This is a genomic window from Blautia sp. AF17-9LB (assembly GCF_003479185.1).
Taxonomy (GTDB): Bacteria; Bacillota; Clostridia; order Lachnospirales; family Lachnospiraceae; genus Fusicatenibacter; species Fusicatenibacter saccharivorans.
This window is the reverse complement of the sequence record NZ_QUGU01000001.1, coordinates 152,325-166,550: the sequence shown is the minus strand read 5'-3', so window position 1 is coordinate 166,550 and position 14,226 is coordinate 152,325. Positions and strand designations below refer to the sequence as shown.

General features: G+C 40.5%; 13 protein-coding genes. 9 read left to right on the top strand and 4 right to left on the bottom strand.

Annotated features, from left to right (window positions below; all coding sequences use genetic code 11):
• The first annotated feature begins 583 nt into the window (after positions 1–583).
• Positions 584–1,333, top strand: coding sequence for a transposase (locus DWX00_RS00765; RefSeq protein WP_243037915.1), 750 nt, complete (start codon positions 584–586; stop codon positions 1,331–1,333).
• Positions 1,334–1,633: 300 nt separating this feature from the next.
• Here the strand turns inward: DWX00_RS00765 and tnpC are convergent, their stop codons facing one another.
• The 3 genes from tnpC to tnpA form a co-directional block, all read right to left on the bottom strand.
• Positions 1,634–3,250, bottom strand: a complete 1,617-nt coding sequence (gene tnpC, locus DWX00_RS00760; RefSeq protein ID WP_118594468.1) for an IS66 family transposase — start codon at positions 3,248–3,250, stop codon at positions 1,634–1,636.
• Between the two features lie 92 nt (positions 3,251–3,342).
• A complete protein-coding gene (tnpB, locus tag DWX00_RS00755; protein WP_118594467.1) occupies positions 3,343–3,687 on the bottom strand; it encodes an IS66 family insertion sequence element accessory protein TnpB in 345 nt (114 codons plus the stop codon).
• A complete protein-coding gene (gene tnpA / locus DWX00_RS00750) occupies positions 3,681–4,076 on the bottom strand; it encodes an IS66 family insertion sequence element accessory protein TnpA (protein ID WP_118594466.1) in 396 nt (131 codons plus the stop codon). Before tnpA ends, tnpB begins: the two co-directional genes overlap by 7 nt.
• A gap of 175 nt (positions 4,077–4,251) precedes the next feature.
• Here tnpA and dndB point away from each other — a divergent pair, with 175 nt between their 5' ends.
• The 7 genes from dndB (at position 4,252) to DWX00_RS00720 (ending at position 12,201) form a co-directional block, all read left to right on the top strand.
• Positions 4,252–5,322 carry a DNA sulfur modification protein DndB gene (dndB, locus tag DWX00_RS00745; RefSeq protein WP_118594465.1) on the top strand — a complete coding sequence of 357 codons (1,071 nt, stop codon included), beginning with the start codon at positions 4,252–4,254 and terminating at the stop codon, positions 5,320–5,322.
• A gap of 10 nt (positions 5,323–5,332) precedes the next feature.
• Entirely contained in the window at positions 5,333–6,832 is a 1,500-nt protein-coding gene (gene dndC / locus DWX00_RS00740; RefSeq protein ID WP_118594464.1) for a DNA phosphorothioation system sulfurtransferase DndC, read from the top strand.
• A 3-nt stretch (positions 6,833–6,835) separates the two neighbouring features.
• Complete coding sequence (dndD, locus tag DWX00_RS00735) at positions 6,836–8,788, top strand: DNA sulfur modification protein DndD (RefSeq protein WP_118594463.1); 1,953 nt, start codon at positions 6,836–6,838, stop codon at positions 8,786–8,788.
• Positions 8,785–9,168 carry a DNA sulfur modification protein DndE gene (gene dndE, locus DWX00_RS00730; protein ID WP_118594462.1) on the top strand — a complete coding sequence of 128 codons (384 nt, stop codon included), beginning with the start codon at positions 8,785–8,787 and terminating at the stop codon, positions 9,166–9,168. The genes dndD and dndE overlap by 4 nt, the downstream gene beginning before the upstream one ends.
• A gap of 2 nt (positions 9,169–9,170) precedes the next feature.
• Positions 9,171–10,322: a cysteine desulfurase family protein gene (locus DWX00_RS00725; protein ID WP_118594461.1), complete on the top strand. Its 1,152-nt coding sequence runs from the start codon at positions 9,171–9,173 to the stop codon at positions 10,320–10,322.
• A gap of 15 nt (positions 10,323–10,337) precedes the next feature.
• Positions 10,338–11,030, top strand: coding sequence for a hypothetical protein (locus DWX00_RS19450; protein ID WP_147398222.1), 693 nt, complete (start codon positions 10,338–10,340; stop codon positions 11,028–11,030).
• A gap of 82 nt (positions 11,031–11,112) precedes the next feature.
• Positions 11,113–12,201, top strand: coding sequence for a U32 family peptidase (locus DWX00_RS00720; RefSeq protein ID WP_118594460.1), 1,089 nt, complete (start codon positions 11,113–11,115; stop codon positions 12,199–12,201).
• 163 nt (positions 12,202–12,364) lie between these two features.
• Here the strand turns inward: DWX00_RS00720 and DWX00_RS00715 are convergent, their stop codons facing one another.
• On the bottom strand, positions 12,365–13,063 hold the full coding sequence (locus DWX00_RS00715; RefSeq protein ID WP_118594459.1) for a Crp/Fnr family transcriptional regulator: 699 nt from the start codon (positions 13,061–13,063) through the stop codon (positions 12,365–12,367).
• A gap of 294 nt (positions 13,064–13,357) precedes the next feature.
• On the opposite strand from DWX00_RS00715, the gene DWX00_RS00710 reads away from it, so the two are divergent.
• Positions 13,358–14,224, top strand: coding sequence for a DUF3100 domain-containing protein (locus tag DWX00_RS00710; protein ID WP_118594458.1), 867 nt, complete (start codon positions 13,358–13,360; stop codon positions 14,222–14,224).
• Positions 14,225–14,226: the final 2 nt, after the last annotated feature.

Sequence of the window (14,226 nt, the reverse complement as noted above, 5' to 3'; positions counted from 1 at the left end):
ATTGAAAGAAAAATTACTGTTTTTTCTGGATAAACAACCAAAAAGGACACCTTTTATTGTATAATTATGTTACCACAACATAAAAACGAAAGAAGGTGTCCTTAATGAAAAATTAGCATTGAAGAAACTGCTAACTTATATGAAAAGTGTATACAAAATTCCGCAAAAAATCAAGGGGTTATCGGATGAAAGAAAGAGAAAATCTATTCCGTTGTTTAACCTTGTTATGCCTGTATTGATTTTTCTGATACTGCAGTACGAAAGCTTTCATACTGTCTTTTCAGCGCCCGAAAGTATGGGTAGACGGCTGAAAAACTGTATCCGTGGAAAAATCCCAAAAGTCGATGCGGTCAGAGATCTTCTTTCACGAATAGATCCAAAAGAAATCGAGGAAATTCATGCTCAAACGGTTGATATTATAAAACGTAACCGTGTATTTCGGGAAGGAACCATAGGCGGCTATGTAGTAGCAGGCATAGATGGTGTGGAATTGTTCAGCAGTACAAAAAAATCCTGTCCAGAATGCCTGAGCAGGAAGAATGGGGCTGGTAAAACAGAATACTTTCATCGGAGTGTGGTATGTATGACAGTAGGAAAACCACCCCATGTAATCTTTGGACAGGAAATGCTGAAACCGGTGGATGGATCTGGAAAAGATGAAGGGGAACTGACAGGTGCAAAGAGACTTATTCGGCGTTTAAAGAAAAGGCATGGTCATTTTGCGGATGTAATTGTGGCAGATGCGCTGTACTTGAATGCGCCGTTTATCAATGCTTTGAAGGAATGCGGTATGGAAACCGTGATCCGGCTTAAAGATGAAAGAAGGCTTTTGTTTCAGGATGCGGAAAGTATGTTCCAGAGGGATGAGGGGAGAAAAAAGAGTTTTAACATAGGAAAAAAGAGGGTTGAAGTCTGGGATCTTTCCGGATTTGAGATAGCTGGCAGCCCGCATAAACTCCGTGTGGTCCGATATCGCGAAAAATGGGAAGAAAAAGGAAAGGAAAGCGAATGCTGGATGTGGCTTGTGACTACGCTGGAACATGCGGACTACCGAATCTTGTGGGAGATGATGAAGCGCAGATGGGATATTGAAGAGAATGGATTTCATCAGTTAAAAACGTATTATCACGCGAAGCACTGTTATTGTCACACAGCGACAGAAGTTATATTTAACCTGATGATCATAGGTTTCAACATGAGAGAACTGTATGTGTATCGACGGGTCCAAACGTTTGAAGGAAGCGGAATCAGCCGAAAGAGTGTAAGCCGAAAGTTCTGTGATGAACTGCTGATAGAAAAAGTAAAGGATATTTTGTATGAAAAAGGTGGATAGAATATGCTGTATAAAAGGAAAAAGAAATAGGTAAAACGGTTCCAAACAGAAAAGGGGGAATTTTGTGCATAATGGTTCTGTCTGTGAGGAAAAAAGGAAAAGTGAATACAGAAAAGGGGCTACTTATAAATATGCGTTGCTAAAAGCGAAATCTCTGAGTAAAAACGGCACTTGTTGACAGAATGATACATATGGGATATACTTAAGTAGGTACTTAAGTATAGTAAGAGCTTTATATTCTAGCGTCAGATAAAACAAATACTTGCGCCATTACTAGACGCAAGCATTTTACTACATTTATTATTTCTGGCAACTCGCTTTCACACTGTCACTCCACGGTGCCAATTCGGATAACTGTTCATCCGTCATTTTGGCATTGGGCCGATGTTCCAGCAGATATTCCAGGTAGCGGTAAACATTCAAACCATTAGCTTTTGCCATCTCTACCATTGTGTAGGTAAGAGCGCTCGCTTCAGCACCTTTTGAACTGGAACTGAATAACCAGTTCTTTCGACCAACGGTAAATGGACGGATCGCATTCTCACTTAAGTTATTGGAAAAACTGCAATGGCCATCTTCCAGATACATCATCAGCGACTCTTTTCGATTTTGGGCATAGTTCACCGCTTTCTCGAAGCGGGTTCCACGGTGGGGACGTTGTTGTTCCAGCCATTCCCAGAATGCATCGAGTACTGGTTTTTCTTTCTGCAGACGGTATGCCTTTCGATGGTCCGGATCCATTTTTCGTTCGGCAGCGATCCGTTCATAATCAAACAGCTTCGTGCAGAACTGGATGCCCTGGACGGTAGCATTGCTGTAATCAAACTCTTTTCCCTTGGGAACAGCATCCACAAAGTATCTTCTCATGTGCGCCCAACAGGAACACCGCTTTACACCGGGCAGATCATTGTATCCTTGGTATCCATCTGTTTCCAGGTATCCGCCTTGGAAGCCATCCAGGAATGCGGCTGCGTTGTACTTTGCGCGAGTCTCTGTGTAATGGAAAAGAATGATCGGCGCAAGCCCATCTTCCCCTGAGCGGAACAGCCACATGAACGATTCTGTTTCCGGATTTCTGCCGGGTTCTTTCAATACCTGGATCCGTGTTTCATCTGCCATCAGATACTTTCTGGCAAGCAGTGTACGATGAAAGTAGTCATACATTGGACGGAAGTAATTCTGTGCGCAGTAGATGATCCAGTTTGCTAAAGCTGCCCGCTTGAAACCGACACCAAGCTGCTTCCAGTCCTGTTCCTGGCGGTACAGGGGCATTGCATTGGCAAACTTCTGGTACATGACCCATGCAGCTGCAGATGGTGATACATAACTGTTCGGGATCAGAGCTTCAGGGACCTCGGCTTTTACAAAAGCAGGGCTGTCTGCCAGTTCCTCTTTTTCCGTACATTCCGGACACTTATAGGTAGTCCGATAAATATTTACTACCTCGCCTTTTGCCGGAGTAAAACGGAATTCATGACGTACGAATTCTTTCCCGATGGCTTCCAGCCTGCTTCCGCATACCGGGCACAGCTGTTCTGCCTCCGGGAGTTCCAGAACTTCATCGCGGGAAGGAATTCCTTTGAACAGCTCTTCGTGGGTGCGCCTTGCTTTTCGCTGATGTTCTGGGACTGTGACAGCGGTGCTTTCTTCTGTCTCCTGTGGATCAGCCGCCTGTTCCGCTTCATCAAACAGACACAGCTGACCTTCGATGTCTTTGCTTTTTTCACTGGAAGTGCCGAAAAGCTTTTTCGTCAGGTAATCGATCTGTTCCATCAGGTTTTTGTTATCCTGACGCAGATCTTTCACAGTTTTCTGCAGGGAACGGTTGAGTTCTGTCTGTGCTGTGAGCAGTGTATTCAGTTGGGTTATGGTATCCTTGTATTCCAGGAGTTTGATCTCTGCCGCGCTGCCTGCCATCATCCCTGCCTCCTTTGTCTTCTGGTCTTATTTTAACATAAAACCGGTGAGAAAAGAAGCAGAAAATCCGGTTGTTCCAGCCGGTTTTCAGATCAGTCCGGCGGTCGGAACGCTTTTGGCTGTTCAATCTCCAGCCCAGACATCAGCCAGTTGAATTGCTGCCAGGTGAGCTGTCTTACTTCCGTACTGTTACGGGGCCAGCGGAACCGCCCCTGTACCTCGATGCGTTTATAAAGAAGTACAAACCCATCGGATTCCCAAAGTAAAGCCTTTACGCGGTCACATCTCTTCCCACAAAAGAGATACAAGGCTTTTCTGCGGGGATCCATATGGAGCTGCTTTTCAACGATAGCACACAATCCGTCGATTGATTTCCGCATATCGGTGTAACCGGTTATAATGTAGAGTTCATCGGCGGCTGTGATATCACCTAACATGGAAGCTCCTTCCATGCAGACAGCAGATGAACAAGCAGCTGGGGATCCGTCCCATTTGGAATCCGCAGAGTAATGCCATGAAAAGAAAGTTCCATAGCATCTGAAGTTCCGCAAATGGGACTTGGATATGTTTCCTGACAAAGCGAAGGCGGCTCCGCTGATGTCAGTTCTACTTTTACAACTTCCTGCCTGGGTACTGATCTGTTCTGAGGTTCCGTTTTCTCCGGAATAATAAGATCAGGATTCTGGCGCAGACGCCGCACCCAGTTATAAAAAGTTCCTGGGTGGATATCGTGTTCCAAGCACCACTGGTGATCAGAAAGACCGCTCTGGCGGCACTGCATGATCAATTGGTATTGTTCTTTCGCTGATATCCGTGGTTTTCTCATTCTGTTGCTCCTTCATAAGAGGTGAAGTGAAACGCTCGCATTTCCAGCATTGATTAGAGAGTAAAATGCTTGCATTTCCTAGCTATAATTATGAAGGTTATTTCAAGCTAGAGCAAGTCATCGAATTAAAAAGCGCTTACTAAGTATATCCTTATTTTCGCTTTATGGAGGAGTTATGGATTTTGTATATAGATTTCCTGTAGTTAGAGGACTTCAAGCCGGGACGGAATATTATATAGCAATGGTTCCATTAAAAATGTTGTCTAAATTGTTTCCGGTAGATGAAGAAGAATTTGTGTTGCCGGAGTATCGAGCACAAAGAAAGTTAAATGAAGCCAGAATTCCAATTATCAGCAAATATATATTGGATAATAGGGATTCCTATGTATTCTCGGCATTGGCAGCATCCATTGATGGTATGTTCTCTTATGAGCCTAGCAGTCAAAATGCAGATGCAGGTGTTTTAGAAGTTTCTATGGATGCCCATTTTTTAATAAATGACGGACAGCACAGAAAATCAGCTATTTTAGCTGCGCTAGAAGAGGATTCTTCACTTGAAGAAGAAACCATTTCAATTGTTTTTTATTCTGATCAGGGTTTGAAACGGAGTCAGCAGATATTTACTGATCTTAATAAAAATGCAGTAAAGACATCAAATTCTATTTCAGAATTGTATGACTCTAGGGATGAAATGGCTGTTGTTACGAGAAATGTTATTTGGAATATTGAATTTTTGAATACCTATACAGATAAAGAAAAGGATATTTTAGGAAAATATTCGTCGAGTCTTTTTACATTAAATACTTTTTACACAGCCAATAAGAGTATTGTGGGTAGAAATGATGTGAGTGAAAGCGAGCACTTCCTTTTGAACTTCTGGACACTGGTAGCAAAACATATGAAATTGTGGCAGGAATTACAAAACAGAGAAATTACGAAAGTCGATCTTAGAGAGAATTTTATTGCAACGCAAAGCATTGTAATTCAGGCGTTTGGCAGGGTTGGAAGTTATTTATATTTACATCAGAATGAAATGGAAAAAACAATGGCTAATATCGAAAAAATAAATTGGAGCCGAAATGCAAGACAATGGTATATGCGTGCGGTTGGTAAAAATGGACGTATTATTACTAATAAAAAAGCAGCATTACTAATTGCAAATGTTATTAAACAGCAGATAGGAATACCATTATCACAAGAAGAATTAAATGCAGAAGAGGCATTGAAAAAAATAATCGAAGAGTAGGGACAATAATATGGCAATTGCGAAAGAACGAATAGACGGATTGATCGTCACAATACAGAATCTATATTTAGCAGATGATATCCCGTGGATGATAGGTTATTCCGGCGGTAAGGATAGTACTGCAGCTGTTCAGCTTGTATGGATGGCAATGGAAAAACTCCCAGTAGAGGAAAGAAATAAGCCGATTCATATTATGAATACAGACACATTGGTGGAATCACCGGTGGTATCAAAGTGGGTAGAGAAATCATTAGAACATATGAGGATAGAAGCTGATAAAAAGAAGCTTCCTTTTGTTCCAGAACGATTGATCCCCGATTACAATAATACTTTTTGGGTGAATTTGATAGGAAGAGGATATCCGTATCCAAGAATGAAATATCGTTGGTGTACAGATCGATTGAAGATTCAGCCAGTAAATGACTTCATTAAGAATAAAATAGCTGAGCATGGTGAAGTGATTCTGGTTCTTGGAACAAGAAAGCAAGAAAGCTCAAGACGAAATAGAACCATGACCAATCTTGAAAAAAAGAGAGTTAGAGAATTGTTGAGTCCAAATCCAACGCTTGCAAACGAATTGGTATTCTCTCCAATGGAAGATTGGACAGATGATGATGTTTGGGCATTCCTGATGCAGTATAAAAATCCATGGGGTTATTCTAATATGGATCTTATGACCATGTATCGAGGAGCTACAGCTGATAATGAATGTCCTTTGCAGGTAGACAAATCTGCTCCATCGTGTGGCAAAAGTAGATTTGGATGTTGGGTGTGTACAATGGTCGAAAAAGACAAATCTATGGAAGCAATGATAGCAAATGATCAAGAGAAAGAGTGGATGACTCCGCTTCTCGAGTTTAGAAATGAATTTGGAAATGAAGATGGCGATCGAGAGAGAAGAAGTTTTCGGCGAATGAAAGGTAACTTGCAGGGAAATTATGGAAAGCTTTTTCATGGACCATATAAGAAAGAGTTCAGAGAACAATGGCTTGAACGATTATTAAGTATTCAGAAAGATATAAATGAAAATGGCCCTGAAGAATTTCGTGAACTTGAGCTTATTAGAATGCCAGAACTAATGGCTATTCGCAGAATATGGGTAAACGACAAACATGAATTTGATGATGCATTACCGAGAATATATGAGCGTGTAATGGGAAAGCAATTTGAAGATCCAAAGTGGATTCATAATGAAAATTTTGAATATGAAGAATGGGAAATATTGCAAAGAGTTTGTCAAGAGATGTATCCAGATGAAAAATTAGCTTTTGAAATGATGTATACGTTAATAGATTTGGAGAACAAAGCATCAGGAGTAAACCAGAGAAAAGGAATCCTTGACGACATTAATAATACAATAAGCAAGACTTTCTATAAAGATGAGGATGATGCAACTCAATTTTATTCAGACATGATGAGTCGTAGAAAAGAACATGGTGGTAAATATAATGAGAAGTTTTTGGATTACCAACCGCTTGAATCTGAATTTGAAGATGACGAGGAAGAATAACTTATGATAATAAAAAAGCTTCAATTACATAATTTTGGTGTATACGCCGGAGATAATGAATTTATTTTTGAAGGAAACAAACCGGTGGTTTTAATAGGCGGTATGAATGGAAGGGGTAAAACAACTTTTTTGGAGGCTGTTCTACTGGCATTATATGGTTCTAATTCTTTTGCATATTCGGAAAGTAAACAGAGATCATACATACAATATTTAAGATCTTTTGTTAATAGAGGATCAGACGATCAAACCTGTAGTGTAGAACTTGAATTTGAAATTAATAACGAGATAAAAGAAAATTATATCGTAAGAAGAGAGTGGGATGCCGTTAGTAAACGAACTAAAGAGCAGATACTTGTATATAAGGATGGGACGTATAATGAATTCTTGACCAACAATTGGCCGATGTTTGTTGAGAATATTTTGCCAAGTGCCTTATCTAGTTTCTTCTTTTTTGACGGAGAAAAAATAGCTGAGTTAGCGGTTGATAATACGAATATACAATTGAAAAATTCCATTCGCTCCATGCTTGGTATATCAGTTCTTGACGTGTTGAGTAATGATATTCTGCGTAACTTAAAAAAAGTAGACAAAATCGGAAGTGAGAAAAAATCCGTAGAGGAAATTCAGGTATTGCGTGAGGAAAAGGAATCGGCAATAGAAGCTCTAACTACTATTGATGCCGAAATAGAAAAAATGAATCAAAAGCTTATCAAGGATAACGATTCGTTAGAGGCATTACATCAGTTGTATACAGCGAAGGGTGGAGATGCAGTTGAAAAGAGACAGGAAACATTAAAAAAGAGAGCTGATTTAATGGCCGAACTATCAAACGTAGAAGATAGACTACATGAATTGATGGCAGATGCATTGCCAATGTTGCTGGTTGAAGATTTAGTGGTTGAAATTAAGTTGCAAGCGACGGATGAGCATACAGACTCGATTATGCAAGAGGCGGTGCTCCAGTTGGATAATATTTTTGAGGATTTTGCTGTAGAGTATTTAGGAGATAAAAAAGCAGGAATAGATTTCATAGAATATGTAAAAAAACATACAGAAGATAATCAGATCGAAACAGTGTATGGTTTATCGGAACAAGCTCTATTTCAAACTAATAATTTAGTTGAAGGAGTATTGAAGAATACTGCGGATGAAACGAAGATAATTATAAAGAAAAAGAAAAAATTAGTGAAGCAAATCAGTGAGTTTGATAGTTATTTAATGCTGGATATTAATGATAAAGAACTGAAGAATATTCATAAGAAAATAAAAGCAGCAGAGCAGGCGATTATCGATGATCAGGTAAAGATTGCTGAACTGGAACAAAGACGTGGTGCAGCAAATTCACGAGTGATGACTGCAACCTCAGAATTTGGCAAGTATGTTGAAGCGTATTTATCAACTGCAGAACTTAAAGATAGTTCGGATAGAATTATAAAGTATTCCAATATTGCATTGAATGTTATTGAAAAATACCGGATTGAGTTGCAAAAGAGGAAAACAAATATATTGGCTGCAACAATTACTGATTGCTATTTGAAACTAGCCAATAAGAAAAATTTAATTCAAACGATAGTAATGGATCCGGAATCTTTAGATCTTAGGTATTTATCTGAAAATGGTGCGGAGGTTCCGAAAGACTCATTATCAGCAGGCGAGCAACAACTTATGGTTATTTCGATTCTCTGGGCATTAGCACTATGCTCAAAGAAAAAGTTGCCGGTAATAATTGATACGCCATTGTCAAGATTGGATTCATTACATCGAACAGCGTTGATTACAACATATTTTCCAAATGCTGGAGAACAGACTATTATTTTATCAACAGATTCAGAAATAGATGCAGGGTATTATCAGTTGATGAAAGAAAATATAGGGGATGAGTTTACACTTAACTATGATGAAAATTCAAAGAGCACCTCTATCGAGAGAGGTTATTTGATTGGAGCAAAATTATGATACTGAAACAAGTACGCCTGTCACAACAGGCAAAAGATCAATTGTCCCGATTAAAAGGGAAAACGGGAATAAAAAATTGGAATATTCTTTGTAGGTGGGCTCTTTGCTATTCATTAAGTGAGAAGACATTGCCTACAGATATTCCTATTGTGGCTGATAGTAATTTGGAAATGTCTTGGTTCACATTTGGCGGAGAATATTATGAAATATATGAGGCTTTAGTGAAAGCTTGGTGCATTAAGATGAATCTTCCTACCGATGACGATACTGTGGCAAAATATTTTCATCTGAATTTAGAAAGAGGAATTGCGCATCTGTGTGGAACAGGATTCATTAAAAAAGCGGAAGATTTGGCAAAACTTGCAATAAAGGAGAAATAGATATGAGTGTGTACTTAGATTATAATGCCTCGGCTCCGATTGATGAAAGAGTTTTGGATCTGATGGTCGAAGTGTATAAAAATAGTGTGGGTAACGCTGATAGTCGGACACATAATTTTGGTGAGAATGCACGTAGTATTGTTGAAAATGCAAGGAAGCAAGTTGCAAGTCTGCTGCAGGTTAAACCGGATGAAATTTTTTTTACTAGCGGTGCGACAGAAAGCAATAATATCGCAATTCAAGGACTTAAAGAGTATGCGGAAAAAAGTAACAGAAAGCATATTATTACTACTGCTATTGAGCACAAGGCGGTGTTGGAGACAGTAAAGCATCTTGAGTCGGAAGGATTTGACGTAGACATTGTTTCTCCTGATTTAACAGGACGAGTGAGCGAAGAAAAGATTTTGGAAAAGGTTAAAGACAATACTCTTCTTGTAAGCGTAATGCATGTAAATAATGAAACTGGTATTATTCAGCCAGTGAAAGAAATCGGCGAAAAACTGCAAGAAAGAGGGATCCTTTTTCATATAGACGCAACGCAAAGTTGTGGAAAATTGGTAGAAGAGATCAGAAGCATAAAATATGACATGCTTTCTTTTAGCGCACATAAATTGATGGGACCGCAGGGTGTTGGTGTTCTGGTACTACGAAAAAAATCATACAAATTTCCTCCGGTGAAAGCAATTTTATATGGTGGGCAGCAGGAACGAGGCATCCGTCCGGGAACACTACCTGTTGCATTGGTTGCGGGATGTGGAAAGGCATGTGAAATAGCTGAATCTGAATATCAAAGGAATATTAAACATTCCCAAGATCTTAAAAATGAACTGTTAACGGTGCTTGATGAATCTGGCATACAATATCACTTTAATGGAGAACAGAACTATTGTGTCCCAAGTACATTGAATATATGTATTGATGGAGTGTCATCGGAGGCTCTTATGATATCGACAAAACAGTTTTGTGGAGTATCAAATGGGTCAGCGTGCACATCAAAAAGCTATTCCCCGAGCTATGTGTTGGTTGCAATGGGGATTGCAACAGAACAAATCGAAAGCTCTATAAGAATTAGCTGGGGGCCTAATACTGATAAGGAAGATGCGCTTCATAATTTCAAGGCACTATTGGAAATTGCAAAGCAAATAAAGAGTTAGGAAAGAAGGGGCAATATGGATCATAAATTGCATCTAGACTTAGTATATGAGAATAATTTGGATACAGACAAGTTTGCCCGTATGTTTAATAATAAAGCACAAAGCTATAAATTTTACTGGTTTGAAGCAATATTAAACCTAACGAAGACATCAGAAGAAGATCTTTCATTTGAGAATGTAATAGATGAGATGATCTGTGAAGCTTGGCATACAGTGACGCATTATCATCTTCGACTTGGTCCGACAGTTAATGGAAATGCAGCAAATTTTCTGGAACATGCCATTAACACATTAAACAATACTGTGTCAGATTTATCTCAGAATCCGTCAAAAGAAGAATTAAAGCAAGCTATAAGTGAATGTGAAAAGGAATTAAAAAGAGATAAAACTAGATTGACAGACTATGTCCCATATAAACTTTTATATCCATTTTTTGATGTTGAAGGAATGGAAGAGGAACTGTCGTATATTAAGAACGATAAACACAGTAGACTCATTGCATACATGGCAAAGTTATCTGGAGATGAGAATCTTTTCTATACCATTTTGGATGGTGTTGGATTACAAAAGAAAATTCGTATGAATCCTTATTGGAGAAAGTTTTTGCTGCAAAATTTCTCAGTTATTCAGAGAGATGAATGGAGTAAATCGTATAGACGATTTTGTGAAGATGTGTCTTGCAAGAGGTTGGCTGGTTCAGAGACTTGATATTGAAAATCAGCTGGATTTGTATGCTAAGGCGGAGGAAGAGATTGAATTTGAATGAGGCGCAAGCGAAAGGATTTAACTTATGAAAATCACATCAGGCCTCGGCTCCATTGATGACTATCCCCGTTACGTCCGCGCCGGTGCAGACGAGCTGTTCTGCGGTTACGTTCCATTTTCCTGGTCAGAAAAATACGGAACGGTTCTGCCGCTGAATCGGAGAGAGGTCTTAAACTATAATGTACAAATCGGATCGTTCAGTGAACTGGAAATTCTGGCTAATATGGTGCAGAAATATCAGAAGCCGGTGCATTTGACGTTTAATTCACTGTATTACCGGCCGGAGCAGTATGAAGAAATTACGCAGATCATCCAACAGTGCCGCAGCATAGGGTTTGACAGTTATATTCTTGCGGATCCCGCGCTGCTTGTGTACCTGCGAAAAGAAAAGATCGACTGTGAGGTGCATCTGAGTGGGGATTTGGGAACGGTGAATTCTGCGATGACAGAGGTTTTTGCGAAAGAATACCCGAAGAGGATCATTTTCCAGCGCAAAAATACGATCTCGGAAATGCGTGCAGTGATTCGGCATATAACTGCGCAGAAAGAAGCCGCTCGAAAAGAATGGACTTATCCAACGGAGTTCGAGGCATTTGCTTTGAATGAACTGTGCCAGTTCAGTGGTGCTTTCTGCAATTCCCTGCACTGCGATGAAATGGGATATCTTTGCCGGGTTCCTTACTGGAGAAAACCGGTGTCATGTGCCAACAGATGTTTTTCAGAAAACTTTTTGGAAAAGGATATAGCGCCGGACAAGAGAGTTTCAGTTCCGAAAGAGGATTCTGTATTGAAAAATGATCCTGAATTAGAAAGGGATTTGGCATTAGAAAATGATGCTGCATCGGAAACGACGGATCCAATATCAGATGATGGCTATCTCTGCGGCGCAACCGGCTGCGGCCTGTGTACATTAAAACAGCTTTCCGATGCCGGAATCACTCATCTGAAGCTGGTAGGCCGGGGAAATTATACCGATTTTATGGAGCGTGATATCCGAAATCTGCGCCGCACGCTGGAGATTCTGGAGGATTCTTCTACGGAAGAAGAATATATCCGAGCGATGAAAGCAGAGCTTTTTCCAAATGGATGCAGTCACATGTGCTATGCCAGATAAAATATGTCAACTCTTTCTGAAGTAATGCATTTGGGATTGACATATTTTTGTATCAAGGGTTAGTCCTCGAAAGAAAATGTAAGAAAGGCTCTGCGTATGCAGGGTCTTTCTTAATCTAAAGAAATAGTGGAGAACGTAATGAGAAATATTTTTCCAGCACGCTTTAATAATTAACATAGTGATGAATCGTATTCTGCGCCAGATGATACTGCTCCAGCGTCATGGCGATTTTCCCTTTTTTCAGGGAAATCACGCCATCCTCTTTTAGTTTGCTGATCGTTCGTCCCAGCGTTTTTACGGTAATACCGCATTCTTCGTAGAGCTCCTGCCGCGTTTTCTGAATTATGATTTCTTTTTTTCGCTCGATGCCAAGGTGCGCCGCCTGTTTTAGAATGTAGTCGAGCAGCAGGAAGTTTGGCGGATAGAAGAGTCGTGCGCCGCGGTTATAGGAGGAGCGGTACAGCTTGTATGCAATTTTGTGGGCGACCAGCCGCAGAAGCTGAATATCTTTGACAATCCAGTCCTCGAAGTCTTTCCGGGGAAAATAGACAACGGTTGTCTCGGTCAGTGTTTCGATTGTAACCGAAGTCTTTTCCATTCCGGCCAGGATCGTCACTTCTCCGACAAAATCGATCGGTTCGTTCTTTTCGATCATGAAAACATTGCCATTCTGAAATTCATTGATGACGCGGTGCTCTCCTTTGGCGATGATGCCAAACTTTTCCAGTTTATAATCTTTCTGGTGAATAATCGTTCCCGGCGGGTAGACACGGATCGTGTAACGGTTATGCAGTTCTTCCGGCATATGCTCGAAATAGGGGGCAAGTGCCGGAACTTCTTTGATCAGTTCTTCTAGTGTCATATTTTCTCGACTCTCTTTCCTTGGTGCAATCACAAAACCAGTTTTGCGTCTGGCATAGCTCATTTTGCGGTCAGACATCTACTGCGGTGAGTATATCACATTTTTTTTCATGGACGCAATGTCTGACTATGACTTTTTCAAAAAAAGAAAAGAAATCCTAAAAAAGAAGAAAAATTTCCCCGAAAACATCCCATATGTCCTTTTTTTCATACCGCGAATCCGCTAGAATACATCTTGTTCTGCAAGACAGAACAAAAATGAACCATAAAAAGAGCAATGGTGGAGGAGAATGTTATGAAAAAGGAAAAGTATGCGTATTCATCACTGAAAAGCCGTATTCAGGCTGAGTGGAAGATCTATGTTCTGGCATTTGTGTTCATTCTGATCGCAGATTCCATCGGACAGGTCAAGATCCCGCTGGGACCGGGAAACTTTATTTTGTTCCCGATTTTTTATGCATTGATTCTTGGTGTGCTGTCCGGTCCGCAGGTGACTAAAATCGTAAAATCGAAGGAAGTAAAAGCAGCATCAAAACTCGTTATTGTGGCAATCTGTCCGTTTATTGCAAAGCTTGGCATCAATGCGGGAGCCAGCATTGAAACGGTCATTTCTGCTGGTCCTGCACTTCTGTTACAGGAGTTCGGAAACCTTGGAACTATTCTTCTTGCAATGCCGCTGGCACTTCTGCTCGGCTTAAAGCGGGAAGCGATCGGAGCCACTCATTCGATCAACCGTGAAACAAACCTTGCTCTTATCACCGATATGTTCGGACCGGATTCCCCGGAAGCGCGTGGCAGCCTTTCCATTTACGTGGTCGGCGGTATGGTCGGCACCATCTATTTTGGATTTATGGTTTCCGTAATCGCAATGTTGAATATTTTCCATCCGTATGCTCTCGGTATGGCCTCCGGCGTTGGAGCCGGCATCATGATGGCGAGCGCCACCGCTTCACTGACCGAGATTTATCCGACGATGGCGAACCAGATCTCTGCACTTGCCAGCGCCAGTGAAACGATTTCCGGTATCGACGGAATTTACATGGCTATTTTTGTCGGTATTCCGCTCTGCAACTTCCTGTATCGAAAACTGGAACCGACGCTTGGAAAATTTGCAGACAGAAGAGCAGAAAAACGTGCCGCAAAAAAGAAAGGGGAAGCATAAGC

Bases quoted from the DNA above. Each gene is read 5' to 3' on its own strand.
- DWX00_RS00765 (WP_243037915.1), top strand. From the start codon at position 584: ATGACAGTAGGAAAACCACCCCATGTAATCTTTGGACAGGAAATGCTG.
- tnpC (WP_118594468.1), bottom strand. From the start codon at position 3,250: ATGGCAGGCAGCGCGGCAGAGATCAAACTCCTGGAATACAAGGATACC.
- tnpB (WP_118594467.1), bottom strand. From the start codon at position 3,687: ATGTTAGGTGATATCACAGCCGCCGATGAACTCTACATTATAACCGGT.
- tnpA (WP_118594466.1), bottom strand. From the start codon at position 4,076: ATGAGAAAACCACGGATATCAGCGAAAGAACAATACCAATTGATCATG.
- dndB (WP_118594465.1), top strand. From the start codon at position 4,252: ATGGATTTTGTATATAGATTTCCTGTAGTTAGAGGACTTCAAGCCGGG.
- dndC (WP_118594464.1), top strand. From the start codon at position 5,333: ATGGCAATTGCGAAAGAACGAATAGACGGATTGATCGTCACAATACAG.
- dndD (WP_118594463.1), top strand. From the start codon at position 6,836: ATGATAATAAAAAAGCTTCAATTACATAATTTTGGTGTATACGCCGGA.
- dndE (WP_118594462.1), top strand. From the start codon at position 8,785: ATGATACTGAAACAAGTACGCCTGTCACAACAGGCAAAAGATCAATTG.
- DWX00_RS00725 (WP_118594461.1), top strand. From the start codon at position 9,171: ATGAGTGTGTACTTAGATTATAATGCCTCGGCTCCGATTGATGAAAGA.
- DWX00_RS19450 (WP_147398222.1), top strand. From the start codon at position 10,338: ATGGATCATAAATTGCATCTAGACTTAGTATATGAGAATAATTTGGAT.
- DWX00_RS00720 (WP_118594460.1), top strand. From the start codon at position 11,113: ATGAAAATCACATCAGGCCTCGGCTCCATTGATGACTATCCCCGTTAC.
- DWX00_RS00715 (WP_118594459.1), bottom strand. From the start codon at position 13,063: ATGACACTAGAAGAACTGATCAAAGAAGTTCCGGCACTTGCCCCCTAT.
- DWX00_RS00710 (WP_118594458.1), top strand. From the start codon at position 13,358: ATGAAAAAGGAAAAGTATGCGTATTCATCACTGAAAAGCCGTATTCAG.